Raw genomic sequence first — 24134 nt, forward strand, 5'->3', positions numbered from 1 at the left:
AGTGCCGGCTGAGAAAAGGATGTGAAGTTCTGTGAGCTCCAATTCGGATACGTGTCTTGACGCCTGGATGGATCGGGAGGCCCTCGCCGAGGCCATGATTCCGCTGATCGGGCGGCTCTACCGGGAAAACAGCGTGGTGACCTCGGTCTACGGGCGTCCACTCGTCAACAAGTCGGTTATCGACATTCTGAAGGCGCACCGGTTCGCCCGCCAGATCGACGAAACCGAACTGCCGGTCGCAGAGACCTACCCGTTGCTCCTGGCCCTGACCGAGCTGGAACTGGGCGCCGCGTCCGTGGACCTGGCCAGGCTGAGCAACAAGTACAAGGAGCAGGGCGGGGACCTCACCGACTTCCTGCGCACCGAGCTGGCCGACGTCGCCGGCAAGAGCGGAGCCGACGAGCGGACGAGCACCGACGTCGTCCTCTACGGTTTTGGCCGCATCGGACGGCTCCTGGCCCGGATCCTCGTAGAGAAGGCGGGCGGCGGGCAGGGCCTGCGGCTGCGCGCGATTGTGGTGCGGAAGGGCTCCGAAAACGATCTCGTGAAGCGCGCCAGCCTGCTGCGCCGCGATTCGGTCCACGGGGCCTTCAACGGCACCATCACGGTGGACGAGGAAAAAAACACCATCCTCGCCAACGGAACCCTGATCCAGGTCATTTACTCCAACGATCCGGCGACCGTGGATTACACGGCATACGGCATCAGTGACGCGGTGGTGGTGGACAACACCGGCCGCTGGCGCGATGAGAAAGGCCTGTCCCAGCACCTGGCCGCGAAGGGTGTGTCCCGGGTGCTGCTGACCGCACCCGGCAAGGGGAGCCTGAAGAACATCGTGCACGGGATCAACCACGGTTCCATCACGGACGATGACCGGATCATTACGGCTGCCTCCTGCACCACCAACGCCATCACCCCGGTGCTCAAGGTCCTCAACGACAAGTACGGCATTGTAAACGGGCACGTGGAAACGGTGCATTCCTTCACCAATGACCAGAACCTGATCGACAACTTCCACAACGGCGACCGGCGCGGGCGTTCCGCGGCCCTGAACATGGTCATCACGGAGACCGGTGCCGCGAAGGCGGTTGCCAAGGCACTGCCGGAACTGGAAGGCAAGCTCAGCGGCAACGCGATCCGCGTTCCCACCCCGGACGTGTCGATGGCCATCCTCAACCTGAACCTGGAGACCGCCACCACCAGGGACGAAGTAAACACCTTCCTGCGCGAAACCTCGCTGAACTCGCCGCTGCACAAGCAGATCGACTACATCGCCTCACCCGAGGTGGTCTCGAGCGACTTCGTGGGCTCCAAGCGCGCCGGCATCGTGGACGGCCTCGCGACCATTTCCAACGGCAAGAACCTCGTGCTGTACGTCTGGTACGACAACGAATTCGGGTACAGCTGCCAGGTGGTCCGGGTCCTGGAGGAGATGGCGCACGTCAACCCGCCGGCTTTCCCCAAGGCGCAGTCGCTGGCTGCCATCGCCGGCTAACCACCGGCACCGCGCAGCGAGTTAATGCACGAAGGGCCCGCAGGAGATTTCCTGCGGGCCCTTCGTGCATTACGGGCGATGTCGGTACAGACGGACTCAGTGGCCGAACGGGTCCGGGTCCACACCCGGCATCCAGGTATGGCCGGGCACGGTCCAGCCCTGCGCCTTCAACACCTTCCGGGCCTTCCGGCTCCACCGGTCGGTAAGCCGGTCCACGTAGAGCTTGCCGTCGAGGTGGTCATACTCGTGCTGCAGGACGCGGGCAAACCAGTCGGTCGCCTCGAACTGCACGGGCGCGCCGAACTCGTCGAAGCCGCTGATCTTCACCCATTCGGCCCGGTTCACCGGGAAGTTCTCGCCGGGAACGGAGAGGCAGCCTTCGGAGGTTTCGTCCGGATCGGGGGCGGAACCCGGGATCTTGGACGTGATCAGGACCGGGTTGATGACGACGCCGCGGTTCGGGGCGTCGTCGTCGTTCTCATAGTCGAAGGTAAACAGGCGCAGGCCGACGCCGATCTGCGGGGCTGCGAGGCCGACGCCGTTGGCGACGTCCATGGTTTGGAACATGTCGGCAACCAGGGTGCGCAGTTCGTCATTGAACTCTTCCACCTCGGCCGCCCTGCGGTGCAGTACGGGTTCTCCGTGGATGACGATGGGACGAACGGTCATTACTGTCTTTCTCTCGTGGTGTTGGTGCCGGGAAACCGGACTCAGCGGACGATGCCGCGGCCGATGACTTCCCGCATGATTTCGCTGGTGCCGCCGAAGATGGTCAGCAGGCGGGCCGCCAGGAAGGCCTGGGCCACCGGGTATTCCAGGATGTAGCCGTAGCCGCCGTGCAGCTGCAGGCAGCGGTCCGTGATGGACTTGGCACGTTCGCTGGCCCAGAGCTTGGCCTTGGCGGCCGAGACGGCGTCGAGCTTTCCTTCGTTGAACGCAAGGATGGCCGAATCGACGTAGGCTTCCGTGACTTCAACCTCGGTGAGGATGTCCGCCAGTGCAAACCGGCTGTTCTGGAAGTCGGCGATCCGGTCCCCGAAGGCGTTGCGGTTTTTGGTGTATTCCACGGTGGCTTCGTAGATCTGCCGGGCGACGGCGGAGGAGGCGACGGCGATGGCCAACCGGCCCTGGGGAAGCTGCCCCTCGGCGTACTCCAGCCCGCTGCCGACTTCGCCCACGAGGTTGGCGGCCGGGACATGAACGTCGTCGAAGAACAGTTCAGCGGTGTCGGAGGCCTTGACACCCATCTTGTCGAGCTGGCGGCCGGTGCTGTAGCCGCCGGTTTTCTCCACCATGAACATGCTGAACGAATCGCGTTGTCCTCGCCCGGTGCTGCCGTCTGTCCGGGCAAGGACCAGGGACGCATCGCCGCTGATGCCGTTGCCGATGAAGGTCTTCTGGCCGCTGAGGCGCCAGTCGCCGTCGTCGGTGCGGACCGCCTTGGTGCGGATGCCGCGCAGGTCGCTGCCCGCGCCGGGTTCGGTCCAGGCCACCGAGGTGACTTTGTCTCCGGACACCATGCCGGGCAGCCAGTATTCCTTCAGCTCGTCGGATCCGTAGGCCAGCAGGTGGGGGAGGACCATGTCGTCATGCAGATGGAAGGCGAGGCCGACGGCGAGGTGGTTGGAGCGGGCAAATTCCTCGTCCATCACGGCGCGGAAGCGGTAATCCGGCATGCCGGCGCCGCCGAATTCCTCGGGGACGGCCAGGCCGAGCAGGCCCTGTTCGCCGGCGGCTTTCCAGAGCCGGCGGGGCATCATGTGCGCCGCGTCCCATTCCGGGTATCCGGCGGCGACTTCGCGGGAATCGAATTCCCGGACGACTTCCCGGAACAGCTCATGGTCCTCTTCGAACAGTCTGCGCTCCAAGGCGGCGCCTCCTCATTGATAAGCCACGCATAGGCGTAGTGGTTGTTGCCGGGCTGTGCCCGCAGCGGCAGAGATTGCCGCTGCGGGTAACAGTCAAACACACATAGGAAAGGCCGCCCCGGAATCATCCGAGGCGGCCTTTCGAAGCTGTAACCGCCAGCCTCATTGGGGTGAGTAACGGGGGTTGAACCCGCGACCTCCTGGACCACAACCAGGCGCTCTGCCAACTGAGCTATACCCACCATGTGCCTCAAACGTTCATCCGCGAAGTCCAGGCGAGTGGTCTTGCGGACTCATTTATCTGAGGCAGCGGAATCAAGCTTACACGGTTTTTGGAGTGCTTTTGACACGTCCGGCGCCGGACGGCTCTTTTGTGATGGAGCTAACTCAAAATCCCAGCAGCAATCTTCTTTGCAGTGGCGGAATCCGGCCCCGGCGCGGGGACGAAAATAGCCTCGCGGTAGTAGCGCAGCTCATTGATGGAATCGCGGATATCACCGAGGGCGCGGTGGCCACCGTTCTTCGCCGGCGCCTGGAAATAGGCCCTCGGGTACCAGCGGCGGGCCAGCTCCTTGATGGTGGATACATCGATGATCCGGTAGTGCAGGTAATCGATCACTTCGGGCATGTCGCGGGCCAGGAACATCTTGTCCGTCCCTACGGAGTTGCCGGCGAGCTGCGCTTTCTTGGGCTCGGGCACCCACTTGGTGATGTATTCGACGACGGCGGCCTCGGCTTCGGCCATCGTGATTCCGTTGGGCAGCTCGTCCAGGAGCTTGGAGGTGGTGTGCATCTGGCGCACAAAATCACCCATCTGGGCCAGCGAGGCGTCGTCGGGCTTGATGACCACGTCCACACCGTCGCCAAGTATGTTCAGCTCGGAGTCCGTCACGAGGACGGCTACTTCGATCAGGGCGTCGTTCTTGATGTCCAGACCGGTCATTTCGCAGTCGATCCAGACCATACGTTCATTTGTTATTGGCACTTCTCCAATGTACCGCTTTCGACCACCTGGTCCCTGGAAAGGGTTCGGGGGCTAAAGGCTGGAGTGGCTGCGCTGGCGCCGGTCCGGAAGGTCGTTGTCAGCGGTGGCGTAGCTTGCCGGCACGCCGGACAGGTAGGGCTGCAGGGGGATCTGGCCGGTGTCGGGCGGTCCAAATGTACGGGTCCAGCGGCTCGGCTCGGCGGGCATGTCGTGAAACACCGGGGCGGCGGCAGCACGGCGTCCGTGCGGCGCGTTTCGGGGCCGGTCTACGGAACGGGCACGGGCATGCTGACTGGCCGGTGCGGGGGCGGGTGCCGGTGCGGGGGATGGGGGAGACGCAACTGCAACCGTGGGCGGGGCGGGCGCGGGAACCATCGTCGGAGCCGCCGGAGCACGCACCGCCGGAGCCGGCAGGTCCTGAGCGGCAACTGCGGAGGCCGCCGCCGTCGTCGTACGCGGCGGAGCGAAGAACCAGCTGAGTCCGAACGCGAGGAACAGCAGCGCCGATGCCGCCGTCACGGTGCCCCAAGGCACCTCGACCCACAGCATGGCGACGACGGCAACGGCAGTGAGGAAGACACCCCACGCCAGCAGTTCCGGGCTGCGTCCCTGTGGCAGTACGGGCCGCGCTGTAGCAACCCGGATCCCTACGGGTTTGTTTATCTTTGTTGCCCGGTGGCGCCCCACAGCCAATACCGCCTTGCCTCGTTTGTCACAACAGAAACACCAGTGTATGCGACGGTGGTCCGGCTCACAGGATTGACGGCGGCCGCGTCGGCTACGACCCGGGCAAGCGCAGGCCCCGGTGCTAATATCAGCCTGTTACGTTACCCGGGCATCCTTGTGCCCGCATTCGAATGAGGTAGCGGACCCTGACTGCCCACAGGCCCGCAGGACAAAGTGTCACCCAGAGATTGGAACCACGTAGATGACCGCCCAGGTCCCCGCGACCGAGCCTTCGTCTCCGGGCACGGAGATAGCGAAAGCCGACCGCCCCAACATCGCGATCCTGCAGGGGTTCATCGGTTCCCTTTTGATCCTCTTCGGATCATTCGGCGTGGGCTGGCTGTCGCTCGCATCCGCCAATCTCCGGAGCAATCCGCTGATTATCTGGATGCGCTTCGATCAGCCCATCGGCGCCGTAGCCGCTGTGCTGATGCTGGCAACGGGCGGGATGCTCCTGGTGCGGTCCTGGCTGCGGCTCGGCCAGCGGATGAAGGGAAGCTGGGGTCCGGAATCGCGGCCGGTGGTACTGCGCGCCGTGATCGCATGGTCGGCACCCATGTGCCTAGCCCTGCCGCTGTTCAGCCGCGACGTCTTCGCCTACATCGCCCAGGGACTGGTCATGGTCAGCGGGTTGAACCCGTACAAGGACGGCTACTCCCAGATCTCCAACTACCTGCAGCTCGGAGCGGATGATCTCTGGGCCCAAAGCCCCACCCCTTACGGGCCGGTCTTCCTCTGGATCGAGGAACTGGTGGTCCGGATTACCGGCGGCCAGCCTGAGTTCTCGATCCTGCTGTTCCGGCTGATAGCCCTGCTCGGCGTCGCGCTCTGCGTCTACTACGTCCCTAAGCTGGCCGAGCTGCACGGCATCAACCCGAACCGTGCCCTCTGGTTGACCGCAGCCAACCCGCTGTTCCTGGTTAACTTCATCGCCGCAGTCCACAACGATGCCCTGATGATCGGCCTGGCGCTGGCCGGACTGTACCTGGCCGCGACCAACCGGGCCCTCGCCGGCATCCTGCTGGTGACCCTGTCCATCGGCATCAAGCCGATCACCATCATTTTCCTTCCGTTCATCGGCCTGCTGTGGGCCGGAAAGAACGCGTCATGGCGGCGGAAGTTTGCCTACTGGTTCATGACTGCGGGTATTTCCCTGGGCCTGCTGTGGATCATGGGCCTGATCAACGGCTTCGGCTTCGGCTGGGTGGGCGCCCTGAGCACGCCCGGAAGCGTCTGGATCTGGTACGCACCGGTAGGATTCGCGGGCATGCTGGTGGCAACGCTGGGCAACGCCCTGGGGCTGCCGGGCTGGACTCTGGCCGACATTGTCCACACGATCGGACGCGTGGCGTCCGTGGGGATTGTGCTGTGGCAGATGTTCGTGGGGCAGCACAGCCGCATGATCAGGCGGCTGGCGCTGGCCTTCGCCGCCATCGTGATGCTGGCACCGATGATCCAGTCCTGGTACGTCGTGTGGCTCATTCCGCTGTTCGCCGTGACAGGCCTGCGGGACGACTGGCAGGCGAAGACGCTGTACCTGTTCGTTTCGTTCTTCATGGTCTACGCCATCAGCGACCAGCTTGATATCTGGCCCTACTTTGAGTTCAGCCTCAGCGCGGCCCGCCAGATCGCCGCCGTGATCGCGCTGGGCTTCGCCCTTTACCTGATCTTCCTGGACCCCAAGACCAAGGTCCTGTTCCGCAAAAAGCTTACGGAGCCTGCTCCGGGCGAGCTGCGGACGCACTGAGGCTTTCGCTGCCGGCCCGGGTAAGGCGGATGACCCGGGCCACCGACCAGCCGAAGAGCACCAGCAGCAGGATGTTGCGGGCGGTCAGGAGCAGGGCCACGGCAATGTTCAGGTCGTTGTACAGGGCAGAGTAGAACATCGGATAAACCAGGGTGGTCAGTGCGGCAATCGCCGGCATAAGGAGCCCGGGTACCTTCCAGGCCTTGCCTTCCCAGGCCAGTCCGACGGCGATCACGGCGCCCAGCCACAGCATGAACTGCGGCGAGCCCACCTTGTTGAACACAATGAACGCGCTCACCAGTGCCAGCGAGCCCGAGATCAGCAGGGCACGGGAATCGGCTCCGCGGCGCAGCGCCCAGATCAGCAGTCCGACGACGGCGAGGGCGGCCAGCGCCAGCAGCGGCGTCATCAGCGCGGCCACGGGCTCGCCGAGGGCTCCGCGGACTTCGCGGGTGTTGATGACCTTGTCCTCGAAAATGTACGCGTCGGAGGAGCCGAGGATCGCCTGCCAGAGTCCCGGCGTGGTGAACGGGGCTTCCATCTGCATGCCGCGGGCGCCCTGTTCACCGACGAAGCTCAGCAGGTGGGGAAGGCCGCCGGACAATGCCACGGCGACGGCAATGACCGCCGATACGGCGGCACCGGTAGCCAGCAGGGTGAGGCGTTTCTTCCACGCTACGAGCACCGCGAGGATGACGGCGGCGGGCCAGACCTTGATCCAGGTAGCCAGCGACAGCAGGGCCGACGCCAGCACGGGACGGGTGGCAAGGAAGAGCAGGCCCATAATCACCAGGGGCGCGGTGAGCCCGTCCACGCGTCCCACGGCAACCGGACCGAGCAGTGCCGTGACGGCCAGCCACCAGTAGGCCGACGCGATGCCCTGGGTCCCGGCGCGCCGGGCGAGGACCGCGACGCCGGCCGCATTCAGGGCGGTAAAGAGCAGGAACCAAGTGAACTGGTAAGCGCCGTAGCCAAAGACCGCTGCCAGGACCATCGGTAAGAGCGCCGCAATGGGATAGACCCAGCCGCCGTCGATCCCGACCCAGTAGCCGTTCTGGATTCCGGAGAACGCCCACAGCCGGTAGAAGCCCACATCGCTGAGGACATCGCCGCCGAGGATACGGGTCGCAAGGGCGGCAAGGAAGCCCAAATGGACTACGGCAAATACCGTCCAGAGGGTGGCGGGGCGGAGTAACCGTGGATGCTGGAATGCCGATTTCCGGGTCATGCGAGGGTGGTGCTCCTTAGTTAAATCCGTTGCCGTGCCGCGTCCGTGCACAGCGATAAGGCTACCCAAGCGCGGCACCCGGCATGCAATCCGCCGTCGGACACGGGATACTGGAGTAATGACCGACCTAACTGAAGAAGTGATTGTGGCGGATTTCGACGTTTCGGAGTGGGAACCCACCCCGTACCAGGTGGAAGGAACCAACAGCGAACTCTCCACGGTTCGGGCGGTGAAGATCTACGAGGGTGACATCACCGGGACTTCCGTCGCGGACCTGATTATGGCCGGCAACTCCGCGGGGGCCGGCTATGTGGGTTCCGAGGTCTTCGCCGGGACCATAGCGGGCCGCTCCGGAACCATGGTTATCCAGCACTGGGGGTTGGCCGAGGGAACTGCGACGGCGAGCTCCGGGCACATCATTCCCGGCTCCGGCACCGACGATCTCGCCGGCATTTCCGGCAAGGCCATCTACACGCAGGAAGAGGACGGCCAGCACCGGCTCGAGCTGCGGGTAACCTTCCCCGCTCCCCAGGCCTAGGTCCGGACGGACTCGGCGCACAGCGCGGCGAACACCGCCGCCGCGAGTGAAGCAGCAATGACGAGGGCGAATCCCGCCAGCCACAGGACGGCAGGAACCCCGGTACGCCGGGAGAGGATGTAGGCGTCGGAGCTTTCCAGGTTCCGGCGCCGGCGTGTGTGGACGCTGAGCACATTGAACCAGTCCCGGACAGCGCCCACCATGAGCGCGATACCCGTACACATGGCCACATACCCCGCCACCGGCGGGGCAGCGAACCAGACCAGCAGCACCGAGACTGACGCGCAGCCGAAAGCAATCACGATGCCCTGGCCGTTTCGGATGAACAGCAGCGCAGCGAGCAGCACGAGGGTGCTGACCGACAGCGCCGCACCGGACCAGCCGCCCAGCGCCGCCAGCACCAGGACGGCACCCACGACGGCCGGAACGGGATAGCCCCAGAAACCGGCCCACGCCGCGGGGAAGCCTCCCCGACCCAGGGAACGCATGTCTCCCGAGTGGTCAAAGCGCAGGCGGATGCCCTTCACTACCTGCCCGGTCATCAGCGCCGCGAAGGCATGGCCGAGTTCATGGACAAACGTCACGAATAGTCCGAACCACCGCCACGTTGCCCGGGGGACGCTCAGCAGTGCGGCAGCGGCGGCAATCATCAGCAGCACCCCGGGTTCGGGTTCCACGGCCGGAACGCGGTCGAAGCCCGCCAAGACCCGGGACCACCACTCGGCGGCGACGCCTAGAGCCTCATCCACGGACGGCCGGCTTAGAAAGCGCGGACTTAGAGGTCGAGGACTCCGCGGAGGATGGAATCCCCGGAATGGGTGGGATTACCGTCAAAGGGTTCGTCCGAGATATCAACAATTGGGTACTCATCGAGGTCAAGGTTAGCCGGGATCGTGAACCGGCCCTCCGTGCCCTCCATCGTCCCGAGACTGACCATGCGCTGCACGTCGGGGGCAATCAGCCAGACTTCGCGGAAGCCCTGGGCATCGGATCCGCTCGCCGTGACTACCAGGTCCCGTCCGCCGTCGGAACGCTGGTCCACCTCCGCCCGGCCCGTTTCCGAATAGGCAGGCAAGGGGGCCAGCTCCACCGCGGCAATAACTTCGCTGCGGTCCGTGAGGATCCGGGATATGCCCCAGATGCCTGCGGCTGCCAGCACCACGGCCGCAGCGGCTGCACCGAGCACCTGCGGAAGCCGCCGTCGTTCGCGGCGCTTCCGGACGGCGTCCAGCGGAACCGGAGTCGCCCCTGAAGGGGACGACTGCACGGGGGGCGGTGACGGCGCCGTCCCGGTCTCCGCGTTTTTGTCGGACAGTGAGGATGCCTGCACAGCCTCATCGGACGGAGCCGCGTCATAGGGATCGGCGCGCACGGCCTCCCCGAGCCCCAGCCGGTCGTGAATGGACTCCCAGACCGACGACGGCGGCCGGGGGAGCCCCTCGGGAACTGGCGGGGTCCTTCCTGCGGTCACGACGCGCTGCAGCGCACTGACCTCTGCTGCGCACTCGGTGCAGTTGTCGAGGTGTGCCGTGTCCTCTGGTCCGGCCTCGCCCAGGGCGCACAGGGCCAGCGCTTCAGGTGGCAGATGCTGCATCGCTGACCTCCAATCGCTGCCGGAGTTGGACAAGGCTTCTTCGAATATGGCTCTTTACGGTACCCAACGGGAGTTTCAGTGTTTCCGATATCTGCTGATGTGTCAGGTCTTCATGGAAGGCCAGGCGGAGGATGGAACCCTGGGGTTCCCCGAGCCTGGCCAGCTCGGCATCAAGCACCACCCGGTCTGCCACGCCGTCGGGATCAGGACCGGCGGGCGGAACCGGATTCCTGCCGGACTCCGGAGTCTCCATCAGGGTTTCCGAAGAACGGCCCCGGGCAGTGGCCATGCCGGCAGCCACGTTCCGCCCGATTCCTACCAGCCAGGCGGCGAGGGTGGAACGGTCAGGCGCATAGCTGTCCCGGTATTTCCAGGCCCGGATGAACACTTCCTGCACGGCGTCGTCGGCTGCGCCCTGATCGAGCAGCTTGCGCAGCGCCAGCGCGCGGATCAGGGGCGAGAACCTGCGGTAGGCCTCCGCCAGCGCCGCTTCGTCCCCTGCCGCAAAGGCATGGTCCATCGCGGCGTCGCGATCTGAGGCGCCCGTGGGCATCAGTGCCGTTCTCCTGCCGTGCGGGGCTGCGTCCGGTGTCCGGCAGCTCTCTGGGGTAGCCACTATGGTACGGGTACGGCGGTGAGCACAACGTTGTCTTCATAGTCACCTACCGAGTCCAGCCATCTACCGCCGCACGTTACCAGTTCCAGCCGCGGCGCACCGTCACGGTCGAAGAGATTAAATTCGTCGAGTGAGGCCTTGGGAATGTTCTGTACCTTTTCGGAGGTGTACTTCACGACGGTTCCGTCGCTGCGGGTCACGGTCACGGGGGTGCCGGCAGGGACATCGTCCAACCCCGCGATGGGAAGTTCCTCGGTGCGTGAGTCAACGTGGGCGGCCAGCACCGCTGCTCCGCGGGAGGATCCGGGTGCCGGTCCGTAGCGGTACCAGCCGGCCTGGTAATGGTTGTCCGGCAGCGTCATGGCGCCGTTCGCTTCCTGCCCCACCGGGATCACCTCCAGCTCGATGCCGGTTCCCTCCACGCTCACCCGCACGGGCTCGGGAACGGCTTCCGCCGGGGTGGGTACGGCCGGCCGCACGGGTATGTCAGTGGCGGGGACGGTTGGTGCCCCTGTCGACGCCGGGGCGGGTGCCGCCGTCGACGTCGGTGCGGGTGCGGCGGAAACCGATTCGGCCGGGGAAACGGCCTCGGGGGCACCGCTGCACGCCGCGGAACCGGCAAGGACCGCGGCGGAGAGGCAAGCCGCTGCAGCGAATCGCTGCAGGGGGACAACGGGCATGGGATGGACCTCCGGAAAAGGTGGCCCCGGTGCTGCCGCGCGGAAAGGGGGTGCGCAGCAGCACCGGGGGGATCGGGCGGGTACTGCCTTAGCTGTCGCTGACCGTGGAACGGCGGCGCAGCAGGACGGCACCCAAGGTGAGCAGCGCGACGCCGCCGGCAGCGGCAGCCGCGGTCAGGGCCTGGTCATCCCCGGACTGGGCAACCTGCTCCAGTGCACCCGGAACCGCGTGCGGCGCGGAGTGCAGCCCCTCGATGGTCTGGGTAGCGAGGGCCAGGTTCCCTGCTTCGAGCGAACCCCACGCATAGACAATCGTGTTCGTACCTTCGGCCAGGGCCAGATCCGCCGGACCGATCACCGGAGTGGTGGTGCCGGCTGCAGCAACCGAAGCGGAGACCGTTCCGGCATCCACGGTCAGCGCTTTCTCATTGGGATTGGTCAGGCCCTCGATCACCGGCGTGCCGCCGGCCAGGACGTCCACGGCAGGCGCGGCGGCCACGTGGCGGACGGTCAGGCGTGACTTGCCTGCCTCGACGGCGGACGTGTCATTGGTGAACAGGTTTGCCGTCGGTTTGCCCGAGGCATCCAGGTTGGCGGTGGCCGTGTAGTTGCCTCCAGCTGCCAGGTCTGCCGAGACCGGGCCAATGATCGGGGCGGAGGCATCGGCGGCGTCGGCGGCCGTGATGGCCAGCTGGTAGTTGCCGCCCGGCAGCTCCAGCGGCCCGGCAAGATCGCCGGGCATGAAGTCATCCAGGGTAAGCGTGCCGTTGACGTAGACATCCACGGGAGTGTCCGGGACGCCGTGCAGCACCGACAGTTTTGCCGTGTCGGAATCAGCAGCGGATGCCGGTACAGCCGAGAAGGCTGCGGCGGCACCCAGTCCGAGGGTCGCGAGAGCGGTAGCGGTCTTGCGCATGGTCTGAGCTCCTTGATCTGCCGCACCTTTCGGGTACGGGTTCCGTGACTTACACCCCTACTACCTCCGTGGGGGCCGTCATGGATGCAGAACCGGAGATATTTTCCGCAAAAGAGTTTCGGCGGGGCCGAGCCGGGCCGGTGGCGAGCCCGGGGCGGTGGCGACGGGACGAGTCGAGGCCGAGCCGAGCCCGCGGCGCCGGGGTGCCGGAACGGGTCCGGACGGGAGCCTGCCGCGTCCGTAGTATCATCGTGTGGTTGCCCCCGTAGCTCAATGGATAGAGCAACGGCCTTCTAATCCGTAGGTTGCGCGTTCGAGTCGCGCCGGGGGCACTCAGCAGGCGCAGCACCCCCGGCAGGGGCGTAGGCTTCCCGGGATATGCCCGCTCTCCAAAGGAGCCGCAGTGCCCGCCGGTTACCTCATCACAGTTTTATTGCTTGGAGTGAGTACCTGCTGCGCGCTCTGGCCGCCCGGCGCCGCCAGTCCGCGTAACCGGCCCTCCATCCGGTCCCGTTGGTCCGTCGCGGCCTACCTCATCGGCATGACCGTCAACGAGGCTCCGCTGTTTCCGCTGCTGCTTGGCGTGGCTGCAACTGCCTTCGCCATTGGAGAAGGGGACGTTTCCGCGCCGCTGGGAACGGCGGCCGTGGGAGGCATGGCAATTGTTGCCGCCGGGCTCGTGTGGGTGGCAGTGCGCGCGGTCCGGGACCGTGGCGTTGCGGCCGCGGCCCTGGATGCCTGCCTCGGTGGCGGCTGGCGCGCCGTCCTGGGAAGGGAGGCTCCCGCCGTGGCCGGACGCGGCGCCGTCGTTGCCGGGCTTTTCCTGCCCTTCCGGCGCCGCCGCCGGGATGTGCAGCGGATCAGCGGACTTCGGTACGGAGAGTTGGGCCGGGAAAACACCCTTGACCTGTATCTGCCGCGGCGGAGACCGGCCCAGGGTCCCGTGTTTGTGCACTTTCACGGCGGACGGTTCGTCTCCGGGGCCAAGAACCGGGAATCGTTGTATCTGCTGCACCGGCTGGCGTCCCACGGGTGGACCTGCGTTAGCGCCAATTACCGGTTGGCTCCGGCTGCGCGGTTTCCGGACTACGTGGTGGATGCCAAGCGGGTCCTCTTCTGGGTCAAGACGCACGGCGCCGCCTATGGTGCAGGTACGGGACCCATGGTCGTGGCGGGAAACTCGGCCGGTGCCTTCCTGGCCGCGTTCACCGCGCTGACGCCCGGCCGGGCGGAGCTGCAGCCCGGCTTCGAGGATGCGGATACCACGGTGGCAGCGGCCGTCTGCCTTTACGGCTATTACGGCAGGGTGCAGGGCACCAACCCGGACAGCACACCGGCAGCCTATGCCAACCCCTCAGCCCCGCCCTTCCTGCTCCTTCACGGTGACAGGGACAGCGTTGTGTCCGTTGACCACGGACGGGACTTTGCGCGGACCCTTGCCGGGATCTCCCGGCAGCCGGTGGTCTGGTGCAGGCTGCCCGGTGCCCAGCATTCCTTTGACTACTTTGCGTCTGTACGGGCCCGCTTCGCGGCCGAGGCCATCGAAGGCTTCGCTGACTGGGCACAGGCAAGGAACGTGCAGGACAAAGGGTCGGGGGACTGACAGCTCTTCCTCCACAGGACCGGCAGCGTTCCTTCCCGCCTCACATCGTCCACACACCGGCCCTTCCGCGGGCAGGGGTGGACATGTCGGTGAAGACTTGCGGGCACCGGCGGACCAGCCGGAACGTATGCGGGCGACACTGCGCATCGTCAAAAGGCACAGGCGCCGCGGTACCGAACCGAAGGCAGGAAAACATGAGTGACACCATTACGCTCCGGGGCTACGTTGCCACCGACCTCCGTCAGAACACCACTGACAACGGACTCGCGGTGGCGAGCTTTCGCATGTGCACCACGGAGCGGCGGTATGACCGGGACACCGGGGGATGGCAGGACGGACAGACAAACTGGTACGCCGTCAGCCTGTTCCGCCAGTTGGCCACCAACGCGGCGTTCAGCGTCCACAAGGGGGACCGGGTAGTAGTGACCGGCCGGCTGCGCCTGCGGCAGTGGGTCACGGAGGACGGACGCAGCGGCACCAGCGCCGACATCGACGCCGACACGGTGGGCCATGACCTGATGTGGGGGACCGCTAGCTTCCGCCGCACCACGTCCGCCGGCAGCGACGCATCCCCGGGCGGGGTCGACGGCGGGATCGACGGCGGCCCAAGGGCGGACGACGCCGCCGGGCCCGGGTCCCACGGGAATCCGGATTCCGTGGAGTCCCTGGGCCGGATCGACCCGCTGACCGGCGAGCTTCTTGATGCTGTCGCCGGGGACAGCCTGACGGAAGAGGATGAACAGGCGGAGACCACGGAGGCTGCCCGTGAAGGAGTAGCCGCGCCGTATTGAGAGAGGCTCCCGTATATCCCCGGGACCCTTTTTGTCCGGACGGCGTAATACGTGGCAGAATCGCCGGATGAAGCCCCGCCGCAGAGCCCGACCCACCCTTCCCGCCGTTGGCCTGGCGGCCGGGTTCCTGGCGCTCGCGGTCGGGCTTTCCGGCTGCGGATGGCAGGGGGAAACCAGCGAGGAGCCCCCGTCGGCGGGAGAGGCCGCGCCTGGATCGGCCACGCCTGGATCGGCACCGGCGGACACCCCCGCGCCCCATGCCGCACTGACCGAAGCACTGGAATCCGAGTTGGGGAAGCTGGCTGATTCGGATTCGCTGCCGGACGGGGAAGCGGTGGGTGCGGCGTTTACCGCGGCGGGCTTTACGCCGGGAACGGTGGAAGTCTCGGCGGACACCACACCCACCGGCCTGGAAGTTGACTCGATCCAGGCTGCAGCTGTGCAGGACGGGGATTGCATTTTCGGTGAGGTCCGGGACGGCTCGGCCTACGTTACGGTGCTGCCGGTGTTGTCCGACGGCGGATGCTTCGTCGGCAACTGACCGGGAACCGACGGGGAACCGACCCGAAGTGACCGGGACCCGACCGGGAACCGACCCTAAGTGACCGGGACCTGACCCGGAACCGGTCGGGGGAATTGTGCGGGAATCGACACCGGGACGAATGTTGGCGCCGGAACGAAGACGGACCGGCAGAGCGCCTCGGCCGGGAAAACCCCTTCGGTTTGTCGCGATCCCAGCGGTTTGTGACAATTCCTGCGCCGCGCGGTGCGGGGATCCGGACATACTGCGGGGATTCGGACGCCTTGAGGGGACAATCGGCAGGGATCCGGACATACTGCGGGGATTCGGACGCCTTGCGGGGACAATCGGTGGGGATCCGGACATAGTGCGGGGACAACGGGCAGGGATCCGGACAACCTGGATCCGGCACCCCGGGCCGAAGCGCAAGGGGTAACCGCCCGCGCCGGAAACCGGAAAATGGTATATATCGGCGCTGACAGATTAGCCTTGTAGATATGGCGGAATTTATCTACACGATGACCAAGGCCCGCAAGGCCGTTGGCGACAAAGTTATCCTCGACGACGTAAGCATGTCCTTCTACCCCGGTGCCAAGATCGGCGTGGTGGGTCCCAACGGTGCGGGTAAGTCCACCATCCTCAAGATCATGGCTGGACTGGACACCCCCTCGAACGGTGAGGCCCGGCTCAGCGCCGGCTACACGGTGGGCATCCTGCTCCAGGAGCCGCCGCTGAATGAGGAAAAGACCGTACTCGGCAACGTCCAGGAGGGCGTCGGCGAGATTTACGGCAAGATCCAGCGGTTCAACGAAATTTCCGAAGAGATGTCACAGCCCGACGCGGACTTCGACAGCCTGCTTGAGGAAATGGGCAAGCTGCAGGAAGCCATCGACGCCGCCGATGCCTGGGACATTGATTCCCAGCTCGAGCAGGCCATGGACGCCCTGCGCTGCCCGCCGCCCGAAGCGGATGTCACCCTCCTCTCCGGCGGTGAGCGCCGCCGCGTGGCGCTCTGCAAGCTGCTGCTGCAGAAGCCGGACCTGCTGCTCCTCGATGAGCCCACCAACCACCTGGACGCCGAGAGCGTGCTCTGGCTTGAGCAGCACCTCTCCGCCTACCACGGCGCCGTCCTGGCCGTGACCCACGACCGGTACTTCCTGGACCACGTGGCCCAGTGGATCGCCGAAGTGGACCGCGGACACCTGTACCCGTACGAGGGCAACTACTCCACGTACCTGGAAAAGAAGCGCGCACGCCTGGAAGTCCAGGGCAAAAAGGACCAGAAGCTGGCCAAGCGCCTCACCGATGAGCTGGACTGGGTCCGCTCCAACGCGAAGGGCCGCCAGACAAAGTCCAAGGCCCGCCTGGCCCGCTACGAGGAAATGGCAGCCGAAGCGGACCGCACCCGCAAGCTGGACTTCGAAGAAATCCAGATCCCGCCGGGACCGCGCCTGGGCTCCCTCGTCCTGGAAGCCAAGGGCCTGCAGAAGGGCTTCGGCGACCGGCAGCTGATCGACGGACTGTCCTTCTCCCTGCCGCGCAACGGCATCGTCGGCGTCATCGGCCCGAACGGCGTGGGTAAGTCCACCCTGTTCAAGACCATCGTCGGCCTGGAAGAGCTCGACGGCGGTGAGCTGAAAATCGGTGACTCCGTGAAGATTTCCTACGTGGACCAGTCCCGCGGCGGCATCGATCCGGAGAAGAGCCTGTGGGAGGTCGTTTCCGAAGGACACGACTGGATCCAGGTGGGCCAGGTGGAAATGCCGTCCCGCGCCTATGTCTCCGCTTTCGGGTTCAAGGGTCCGGACCAGCAGAAGAAGGCCGGGGTGCTTTCCGGTGGTGAGCGCAACCGCCTGAACCTGGCCATGACCCTGAAGCAGGGCGGAAACCTGCTCCTGCTCGATGAGCCCACTAACGACCTGGACGTCGAAACCCTGTCCAGCCTCGAAAACGCGCTGCTGGAATTCCCCGGCTGCGCCGTGGTGGTCTCCCACGACCGGTGGTTCCTGGACCGCGTGGCCACCCACATCCTCGCCTTCGAAGGCACGGAGGAAAACCCCGCGAACTGGTACTGGTTCGAGGGTAACTTCGAGTCTTACGAGCAGAACAAGATCGAACGCCTCGGCCCGGATGCAGCCAAGCCGCACCGTGTGACGCACCGCCGCCTGACCCGCGACTAAGTCCGGCGCAGGCAGACAGAAAAGAGCTCCGCTTCCCTTCGGGGAAGCGGAGCTCTTTTCGTACTCGTTCAGAGTCAGCGGTGATTACTGCGGAACGCGGACCATGCCCTCCTGGGCAACGGTGGCCACCAGCTCGCCGCTTCGGTTGAAGATCCGTCCGGTGGACAGCCCCCGCGCGGCGGAGGCGCTGGGGGATTCCTGGACGTAGAGCAGCCAGTCGTCCACCCGTACCGGCCGGTGCCACCACATGGCGTGGTCCAGGCTCGCGATGCTCATGCCCGGAGTGGTCCAGGCGAGCCCGTGCCCACGCAGGACCGGTTCCAGCAGAGTGTAGTCACTGGCATAGGCGAGGGCGGCGCGGTGCAGGTTCTCGCCGTCGGGCATGGGCTTGAAGGTCTTCATCCAGACGGCGTTGTGCGGGGTCTTTTCCCGTCCGGCGCGGACATAGACCGGATCCATCACGTGGCGGATGTCCATGGGGCGCCGGTGGGACCAGGCCTCGGCCACCGGGTGGTCGAAGTCCTTCAGCAGCTCGGCCGTGGTGGGCAGGTCCTCCGGTTCGGGGATGCCGGCAGGCATCTCCTCCTGGTGGTCCACTCCCGAATCGGGTACCTGGAAGGAAGCAATCATGGACAGGATCGGCTTGCCGTTCTGGTAGGCGTGGCTGCGCCTGGCGGAGAAGGAACGGCCGTCCCGCAGCCGTTCCACACCGAACGTAATGGGCACCTCGGTGTCACCGGGGCGGAGGAAGTACCCGTGCATGGAGTGCATGATCCGGTCTTCGGGAACGGTGCGGGCAGCAGCAACGAGGGACTGGCCCAGCACCTGTCCGCCGAATACCCGCTTGCGCGGCTCTGGCTGGGAACCCCCGACAAAAATGTCCTCGTCGGTCTTCGCGCCGTCGGCCCAGCTAAGGTTCAGGAGCTCGAGCAGGGACGCTGTCGGATCGAAGGATTCATCAATGGACATCAGGGACTATCTCCTAGCAGGAAAGGCGGTGCTGCCTCAGGCAGGAACCGTGGAACACTTCTAGCTTAAACGTACCGGTCAGTAACTAGTGCGGCTGCCGGAGCCCTGCGTTTTAGGGCAAACCTCACTCTCTGGGAAGATGGGGGCATGTCTGTGCATCGTTTCCCCGTCCAGCTTCGGTTCGGCGACCAAGATCCCAACGGCCACATCAACAACGTTAGGTTCGTCCAGTTCCTGGAGGAAGCGCGGGTCCAGCTGGGCCTGTTGCCGCTACCGGACGGCGCGGGCGGACCGGGTAGTTTCCGCGACCTGGCCGGGGACCGCACGGCAACGTACGTGGCGCGGCAGGAAATCGAGTACCGGGCGCCGTTGCTTCACCGGAAGGAACCCGTCTGGGTGGACGTCTGGGTAACCCGGATCGGCTCCAGCAGTCTTGCCTACGGTTTCCGCGTGGCGGATGAAGACCCGGAGACGGTGTACGCCTACGCCGAGGCGGCGATGGTGCAGGTAGAGGCTGCCAGCGGCAGGCCCACACCGCTCACGGACGAGCAGCGGGAAGTGCTTCAGTCGTGGATGGGCGAGCCGGTGCCGTTCCGTGCTGCCGTCCCTGCCGGGCAGGCCAGCTAGATGGACAGCGAACTCCGGCTGGCCGATCCGCAGGTCACCGCCGATCTGCGTAACTTTGTGACCCGGGCACGGACGGCCGACGACGGCGCGGTCCGCCTGCAGGCAGTGGGCAGTGTCCTAGCCGCCTACGTCTGCGTCCTGCGCCCCCGGATCCTCGGGGAAGACACACCGACCGTGCTGGGCCTGCGGACCATGCCGCTGGCTGCTCCGGCGGAGGTGGACGCCACGGTCCAGCTGTCGGCCGTCGGGGACCGGCTCGCCCGGATGGGAACTGCGGATACTGTGCTTCCAGTGCCGCCCATGACTGTGCGTGAAACCTGGGCGGGCATCCTGGCGCCGCGTTCGGGCTGGCAGCCGGCCGGCGGGGTTCCGGTACAGCTGCTCGAACAGACGGCACACCGGGGAATCCGCGAGGTTGCCGCGATGCTGCCCCAGAGCCCGGGAGCCGCCGTCGTGCACAGCGCCCGGACAAGGGTTTGGGCGCAGCCCATGGGCGGAACCGAAATCCCGGTGCCGGCCGGGGCTGCTTTTGCGGCGCTTTCCCTCGGTTTCCTGCCCGCCGGCGGAACCGGGGCCGACGTCGCCCTGTTCAGCAACGGGCGCTGGCTGCGGCTGAGCACTCCGCTCGGGCACGTGCTGACCCGGCTGCCGGCGGTCCTGTAGGCCCTGCCGGGGCGGCGGATCAGGCTGAGTTGACCATGGAGTGGGCGGCGCGCTCCAAGTAGTCCCAGAGGGTCCCCTCGTGCAGGGGGGAGAGATCGAGGGAGTCCACGGCGGCACGCATGTGCCGCAGCCAGGCGTCGCGCGCGGCGGGCGTGACGATGAAGGGCATGTGACGCATCCGCAGGCGGGGGTGCCCGCGCTGCTCGCCGTAGGTCTTCGGGCCGCCCCAGTACTGCTCAAGGAACAGCAGCAGGCGTTCCTTCGCCGGCCCGAGGTCCTCTTCTGGATACATCGGCCGCATCAGCGGATCGTCCGCAACACCTTCGTAGAACACGTCCACGAGCTTCACGAACGTGGGATGCCCGCCCACGGCGTCGTAGAAGTTGTCCGTGTACTGCGGCTGCTGGAAGGCCTGGGGCTGCTGCGTGGGCTGCTGCGCCGGGTGCAGCGGCAGGGACGCCGCGCTCGGCGGCGCCTCTGCCGGGTCAGGCGTCGGTTCAGTCATTGGCAGCCATGCCGTCTTTGAGCGCTTCGGCCTTCGCCGGTTCCACCGGAGTTTCGCCCACGTAGGTGCCCTGGGACCGGTTGCCGATCTTGGCGATCTCCCCGTTGCGGATGTACCAGATAACGCCGCGGTCATCGATGATCCGGGTGATCCGGATACCCACGGACTGCACCGTTCCGGCGGTGTCGCCGACTTCGATGACGTCGCCGATTCCGTACTGGTCCTCAATGGTGATGAAGAACCCGGCCAGGGCGTCGCGGATGAGTTCCCGCGCGCCGAAGCCGAGGGCGATGCCGACAATGCCGACGCTGGCCAGCAGCGGGGCAATGTTGATGCCCACGGCGTCCAGCACCATGATGATCGCGACGGTCCAGATGGAAACGTTGACGGCGCTGCGCAGCAGGGCGCCGATGGTGTCCGCGCGCTGTGCACGGCGCTTCTTGTCCAGGTTGCGCATCACCGGCTGCGCCCATTTGATCTTGGAGGAGTGCAGCAGCGAATAGCCCTTCTGGGCGCGCGCCACCAGCCTGTTGATCAGGAAACGCGCGACAAACCAGACGCCGGTGGCGGCCAGGACAATAAGGGCGGCTTCGATCAGGCCGGAAAGGTCAAAATCATTGACGGTCACTGAAGAGAGGTCAATTTCGGAAGCGGAAAGCACGGGTAGCGGTTCATCCTTTGTATAGCCGGTCAGTGGTCTGCGGTTAAGGCTACCCGTGCCGGCCGTGCCCGAAGGGCATCCCGGCCCCGGTCAGCGTCTGGGGCCGGTGCTCCACCGGGAAATTCACGCTCCGGGCGATGAAGCAGAGCCGGTTCGCCTCGGCGTGCATCGGTCCGGATGCGAGTTCGACGGCGGCAGGCCCCGCGCCGTCGTCGATGGTCACTCTGGGACGCAGTGCAGCGGAGGTGAATTCGCCGCTGCCGTCCCGGTTGAGCCGCAGCAGCCCCTCGGGGGAGTCCTCGTAGGCGAGCACCCTGATGCCGTTTCGGACCGCCACGTGCAGGTAGGAAAGCATGTGGCACTGGGCCAGTGCGGCGAGCAGAAGCTGCTCGGGGTTCCAACGGTCCCGGTCGCCGTGGAAGGTGGGGTCCGCGGTTCCGGGCAGGTCGGGCAGCCCGGGGGCGCGGATGACGTGGTCGCGGCCGTAGCCGCGGTAGGAAGCGGTCCCGTCGCCGCGGTTTCCCGTCCATTCCAGATCGAGCGTGTAACGGTGTTCGGAGAGATTCACGCTCTCCAAGCTACCGTCTGAGCCCGTGGATGGAAGGGGAACCGCGGCGGCAAGGCGTTACCGGTCGGCTTCCTGCGCCTTCAGGGCGCGGACCACGCCGTCGCGGCTTTCCAGGATCAGCCGTCGCAGCGAGGGGGAGTCCCCGCCCAGTTCGGAGAGGAAGGCATCGGTGGCGTCCACCGTGTCCTGGCGCGTCAGCCGGGACGGATAGAGGCCGACGGCGATCTGCTGGGCGATCTCATGGGTCCGGCTGGCCCACACGTCGCGGATCGACGCAAAGTACTTCTGTGCGTACGGTTCCAGCAGGCCGGTGTCGTGCACACGCATGAATCCGGCGATGGCTGAACGCTGCGCGGCGTTGGGCATGTCGGAGCGCTCCACGATCGATTCCCAGGCGGCTGCCTTGGCTTCGGGGGTGGGGATGGCCGCGCGGGCCATGGCAGCAGCAAGGGCACCCGTGGCCGTGGCATCGCGCTCGAGTTCGGCGTCGATGTCTGCTGCGCCCAGCCGGCCGCCGGCCACCAGGCCGGTGAGCAGCTCCCAGCGCAGGTCCGCGTCGACGGCCAGCCCTTCGAGGGACCGGTCGCCGGTGAACAGGCCTGCCAGCGAGTCCAGCTGCTCGTCGGATGAGGCGTGGGCGGCGAAGGCCTTGACGAACTGCAGCTGTGAATCCGAGCCCGGCTCCGCTGCGGAAGCCAGCTCCCAGAGACTCTCGGCGGCGGCAACGGTCATGGGTTCGCGGTCCTGGGGACTGACATAGAAGGCCAGGGTGGTGGCCAGCTGGCGCAGCAGCACCTGGACAACGGTCGAGTCGGACTCGGACGCGATGTTCTGCAGGACCAGTTCCACATAGTTGCGGGCCGGGATCTCCGCGTCCCGTGCCGCGTCCCAGGCGGATGCCCACACGAGCGTCCGGGGCAGGGAATCCGCAATGTTGCGCAGGCTGCGGGTGGCGGTGTGCTGCGAGGCGGCGTCCAGGCGGATCTTTGCATAGGCCAGGTCGTCGTCGTTGAGCAGCAGCAGGGCCGGGCGCGGCTGGCCGGCGAGTTCGGGCACCTCGGTGCGTTCGCCGTCGACGTCGAGCTCCACGCGGTGCGTGCGCTGCAGCCTGCCGTCCTCGTCCGGATTGTAGAAGCCAATCGCCAGGCGGTGCGGGCGAAGGGTGGGGTATTCCTCAATAGCGCTCTGCAGCACGGCGAAGGACGTGATGGTGCCGTCCTCATCGGTCTCGAACTCCGGGCGCAGGGTGTTTACGCCGGCGGTCTCGAGCCACTTGGCGGACCAGTCGGACAGATCCCGGCCGCTGGCTGTTTCCAGCTCGGACAGCAGATCCGACAGCTCCGTGTTCTGCCAGGCGTGCTTGCCGAAGTACTCGCGCACGCCGGCCATGAACTTGTCCTGTCCGACCCAGGCCACCAGCTGCTTGAGCACGGAAGCGCCCTTGGCATAGGTGATGCCGTCGAAGTTGACCTGGACGTCTTCCAGGTCCCGGATTTCGGCGACGATGGGGTGGGTGGTGGGCAGCTGGTCCTGGCGGTAGGCCCAGGCCTTTTCCAGCGAGGCGAAGGTGGTCCAGGCCTGCCGGAATTCGGTGGCCTCCGCGGCGGCGAGGGTGGACATGAACTCGGCGAAGGATTCATTCAGCCACAGGTCGTTCCACCAGCGCATGGTGACCAGGTCGCCGAACCACATGTGCGCCAATTCGTGCAGGATCGTCACGGCGCGGCGTTCCACCGTGGCTTCGGTGACGCGGGAACGGAAGACGTAGCTCTCGAGGAAGGTCACCGCACCGGCGTTTTCCATGGCCCCGGCGTTGAACTCGGGCACAAAGAGCTGGTCATACTTCTCGAACGGATACGGGGTGCCGAACTGCTCCTCGTAGAAGGCGAAGCCCTGGCGGGTGAGTTCGAAGATGTTCTCGGCGTCCATGAACTGCATCAGGGAGCGGCGGGCAAAGACACCCAGGGGGATGGTGCGGCCGTCGGAACTTGTCAGTTCGCTGCGGACGGACTGGTACGGACCGGCGATCAGCGCGGTGATGTAGGAGGAGATCCGCGGCGTGGGCTCGAAAGACCAGGTGGAGCGCGGACTTGCGTCGGTCAGGTCGCCGGCGGCCAGGGGCTCCGGGGTGGGGGAGTTGGAAATGACATCCCAGTGCGACGGCGCCGTGACCGTGAAGCGGAACGTGGCCTTCAAATCCGGCTGTTCGAAGACCGCGAACATACGGCGGGAGTCCGGAACCTCGAACTGCGAATAGAGGTAGACCTCGTTGTCCACGGGGTCCACGAAGCGGTGCAGGCCCTCGCCGGTGTTCATGTAGCGGGCATCCGCGTCCACCACGAGTTCATTGGACTCGGCGAGGTTCGGGAGCTGGATCCGCACGCCGTCGGACACCTCCGCCGGGTCCAGGGCCACGCCGTTCAGCGTGATCCGGTGAACCGTGTCGGTGACCGCGTCAATGAAGGTCGACGTCCCGGGGCGGGCGGAGAACCGGACGACGGTCGTGCTGCCGAACACCGTCTCTCCCCGGGTCAGGTCGAGGTTGACGTCGTAGGACTCGACGTCAAGGAGTTCTGCACGTTCACGGGCTTCGGAGCGCGTGAGATTCATACCTGGCAAGGGAGGGCCTTTCTCAAGGACAAAGAGTGCGGCAG

24 protein-coding genes and 2 tRNA genes are annotated in these 24134 nt (G+C 66.1%); 10 read left to right on the forward strand and 16 right to left on the reverse strand.

Annotation, left to right across the window (positions count from 1 at the left end; translation table 11 throughout):
- Positions 1-31 precede the first annotated feature (31 nt).
- Positions 32-1495 (forward strand): glyceraldehyde-3-phosphate dehydrogenase, encoded by a 1464-nt coding sequence (locus NNX38_RS07470; RefSeq protein ID WP_255797426.1) that lies wholly within the window; start codon positions 32-34, stop codon positions 1493-1495.
- Between the two features lie 96 nt (positions 1496-1591).
- On the opposite strand, the gene NNX38_RS07475 is transcribed toward NNX38_RS07470, so the two are convergent.
- The 5 genes from NNX38_RS07475 to NNX38_RS07495 all read right to left on the reverse strand — a co-directional run bounded on the left by NNX38_RS07475 (position 1592) and on the right by NNX38_RS07495 (position 5035).
- Positions 1592-2164 carry a peptide deformylase gene (locus NNX38_RS07475; protein WP_255797427.1) on the reverse strand — a complete coding sequence of 191 codons (573 nt, stop codon included), beginning with the start codon at positions 2162-2164 and terminating at the stop codon, positions 1592-1594.
- 41 nt (positions 2165-2205) lie between these two features.
- Positions 2206-3363: an acyl-CoA dehydrogenase family protein gene (locus tag NNX38_RS07480; RefSeq protein ID WP_255797428.1), complete on the reverse strand. Its 1158-nt coding sequence runs from the start codon at positions 3361-3363 to the stop codon at positions 2206-2208.
- Positions 3364-3529: 166 nt separating this feature from the next.
- Positions 3530-3605 (reverse strand) — tRNA-His (locus tag NNX38_RS07485).
- A 140-nt stretch (positions 3606-3745) separates the two neighbouring features.
- Entirely contained in the window at positions 3746-4306 is a 561-nt protein-coding gene (gene orn / locus NNX38_RS07490) for an oligoribonuclease (protein ID WP_255797455.1), read from the reverse strand.
- 93 nt (positions 4307-4399) lie between these two features.
- Positions 4400-5035: a hypothetical protein gene (locus tag NNX38_RS07495; protein ID WP_255797429.1), complete on the reverse strand. Its 636-nt coding sequence runs from the start codon at positions 5033-5035 to the stop codon at positions 4400-4402.
- A gap of 241 nt (positions 5036-5276) precedes the next feature.
- On the opposite strand from NNX38_RS07495, the gene mptB reads away from it, so the two are divergent.
- Entirely contained in the window at positions 5277-6821 is a 1545-nt protein-coding gene (gene mptB, locus NNX38_RS07500) for a polyprenol phosphomannose-dependent alpha 1,6 mannosyltransferase MptB (RefSeq protein WP_255797430.1), read from the forward strand.
- Here the strand turns inward: mptB and NNX38_RS07505 are convergent.
- Complete coding sequence (locus NNX38_RS07505) at positions 6784-8049, reverse strand: glycosyltransferase family 87 protein (RefSeq protein WP_255797431.1); 1266 nt, start codon at positions 8047-8049, stop codon at positions 6784-6786. The genes mptB and NNX38_RS07505 overlap by 38 nt on opposite strands.
- A gap of 118 nt (positions 8050-8167) precedes the next feature.
- On the opposite strand from NNX38_RS07505, the gene NNX38_RS07510 reads away from it, so the two are divergent.
- Entirely contained in the window at positions 8168-8587 is a 420-nt protein-coding gene (locus NNX38_RS07510; protein WP_229951641.1) for a DUF3224 domain-containing protein, read from the forward strand.
- Here the strand turns inward: NNX38_RS07510 and NNX38_RS07515 are convergent.
- The 5 genes from NNX38_RS07515 to NNX38_RS07535 all read right to left on the reverse strand — a co-directional run bounded on the left by NNX38_RS07515 (position 8584) and on the right by NNX38_RS07535 (position 12393).
- Positions 8584-9336, reverse strand: a complete 753-nt coding sequence (locus NNX38_RS07515; RefSeq protein ID WP_255797432.1) for a M50 family metallopeptidase — start codon at positions 9334-9336, stop codon at positions 8584-8586. The genes NNX38_RS07510 and NNX38_RS07515 overlap by 4 nt on opposite strands.
- Positions 9337-9362: 26 nt before the next feature.
- Positions 9363-10181, reverse strand: coding sequence for an anti-sigma factor (locus tag NNX38_RS07520; protein WP_255797433.1), 819 nt, complete (start codon positions 10179-10181; stop codon positions 9363-9365).
- Complete coding sequence (locus NNX38_RS07525; RefSeq protein WP_255797434.1) at positions 10162-10734, reverse strand: RNA polymerase sigma factor; 573 nt, start codon at positions 10732-10734, stop codon at positions 10162-10164. Before NNX38_RS07525 ends, NNX38_RS07520 begins: the two co-directional genes overlap by 20 nt.
- Positions 10735-10796: 62 nt before the next feature.
- Positions 10797-11477 carry a class F sortase gene (locus NNX38_RS07530; RefSeq protein WP_255797435.1) on the reverse strand — a complete coding sequence of 227 codons (681 nt, stop codon included), beginning with the start codon at positions 11475-11477 and terminating at the stop codon, positions 10797-10799.
- An 88-nt stretch (positions 11478-11565) separates the two neighbouring features.
- Positions 11566-12393, reverse strand: coding sequence for a DUF4397 domain-containing protein (locus NNX38_RS07535; protein WP_255797436.1), 828 nt, complete (start codon positions 12391-12393; stop codon positions 11566-11568).
- Between the two features lie 259 nt (positions 12394-12652).
- Here NNX38_RS07535 and NNX38_RS07540 point away from each other — a divergent pair.
- The 5 genes from NNX38_RS07540 (at position 12653) to ettA (ending at position 17487) form a co-directional block, all read left to right on the forward strand.
- Positions 12653-12725 (forward strand) — tRNA-Arg (locus NNX38_RS07540).
- A 110-nt stretch (positions 12726-12835) separates the two neighbouring features.
- Positions 12836-13996, forward strand: a complete 1161-nt coding sequence (locus NNX38_RS07545) for an alpha/beta hydrolase (RefSeq protein WP_255797437.1) — start codon at positions 12836-12838, stop codon at positions 13994-13996.
- Positions 13997-14190: 194 nt separating this feature from the next.
- Positions 14191-14787, forward strand: coding sequence for a single-stranded DNA-binding protein (locus NNX38_RS07550; protein ID WP_255797438.1), 597 nt, complete (start codon positions 14191-14193; stop codon positions 14785-14787).
- 67 nt (positions 14788-14854) lie between these two features.
- Positions 14855-15328 (forward strand): hypothetical protein, encoded by a 474-nt coding sequence (locus NNX38_RS07555; protein WP_255797439.1) that lies wholly within the window; start codon positions 14855-14857, stop codon positions 15326-15328.
- A 476-nt stretch (positions 15329-15804) separates the two neighbouring features.
- Positions 15805-17487 carry an energy-dependent translational throttle protein EttA gene (ettA, locus tag NNX38_RS07560; RefSeq protein ID WP_227921013.1) on the forward strand — a complete coding sequence of 561 codons (1683 nt, stop codon included), beginning with the start codon at positions 15805-15807 and terminating at the stop codon, positions 17485-17487.
- Between the two features lie 84 nt (positions 17488-17571).
- Here ettA and NNX38_RS07565 read toward each other — a convergent pair whose 3' ends face one another.
- Complete coding sequence (locus tag NNX38_RS07565) at positions 17572-18456, reverse strand: acyl-CoA thioesterase II (RefSeq protein WP_255797440.1); 885 nt, start codon at positions 18454-18456, stop codon at positions 17572-17574.
- Between the two features lie 147 nt (positions 18457-18603).
- Here NNX38_RS07565 and NNX38_RS07570 point away from each other — a divergent pair, with 147 nt between their 5' ends.
- Entirely contained in the window at positions 18604-19083 is a 480-nt protein-coding gene (locus NNX38_RS07570; protein WP_255797441.1) for a thioesterase family protein, read from the forward strand.
- Complete coding sequence (locus tag NNX38_RS07575) at positions 19084-19746, forward strand: hypothetical protein (RefSeq protein WP_255797442.1); 663 nt, start codon at positions 19084-19086, stop codon at positions 19744-19746.
- A 19-nt stretch (positions 19747-19765) separates the two neighbouring features.
- Here the strand turns inward: NNX38_RS07575 and NNX38_RS07580 are convergent, their stop codons facing one another.
- Genes NNX38_RS07580 through pepN form a run of 4 tightly spaced genes read right to left on the reverse strand, consistent with a single transcriptional unit; the run spans position 19766 to position 24090 of the window.
- Positions 19766-20251, reverse strand: coding sequence for a globin (locus tag NNX38_RS07580; RefSeq protein ID WP_255797443.1), 486 nt, complete (start codon positions 20249-20251; stop codon positions 19766-19768).
- Complete coding sequence (locus NNX38_RS07585) at positions 20244-20912, reverse strand: mechanosensitive ion channel domain-containing protein (protein ID WP_255797444.1); 669 nt, start codon at positions 20910-20912, stop codon at positions 20244-20246. The genes NNX38_RS07580 and NNX38_RS07585 overlap by 8 nt, the downstream gene beginning before the upstream one ends.
- Before the next feature lie 49 nt (positions 20913-20961).
- The gene (locus NNX38_RS07590) at positions 20962-21480 is read right to left on the reverse strand and encodes an OsmC family protein (RefSeq protein WP_255797445.1); all 519 of its coding nucleotides are present in this window, start codon (positions 21478-21480) and stop codon (positions 20962-20964) included.
- Between the two features lie 57 nt (positions 21481-21537).
- Positions 21538-24090, reverse strand: a complete 2553-nt coding sequence (gene pepN / locus NNX38_RS07595) for an aminopeptidase N (protein WP_255797446.1) — start codon at positions 24088-24090, stop codon at positions 21538-21540.
- Positions 24091-24134: the final 44 nt, after the last annotated feature.

Origin of the sequence: Arthrobacter sp. zg-Y238, from assembly GCF_024385525.1 — a bacterium.
Classification (GTDB): domain Bacteria; phylum Actinomycetota; class Actinomycetes; order Actinomycetales; family Micrococcaceae; genus Arthrobacter_B; species Arthrobacter_B jinronghuae.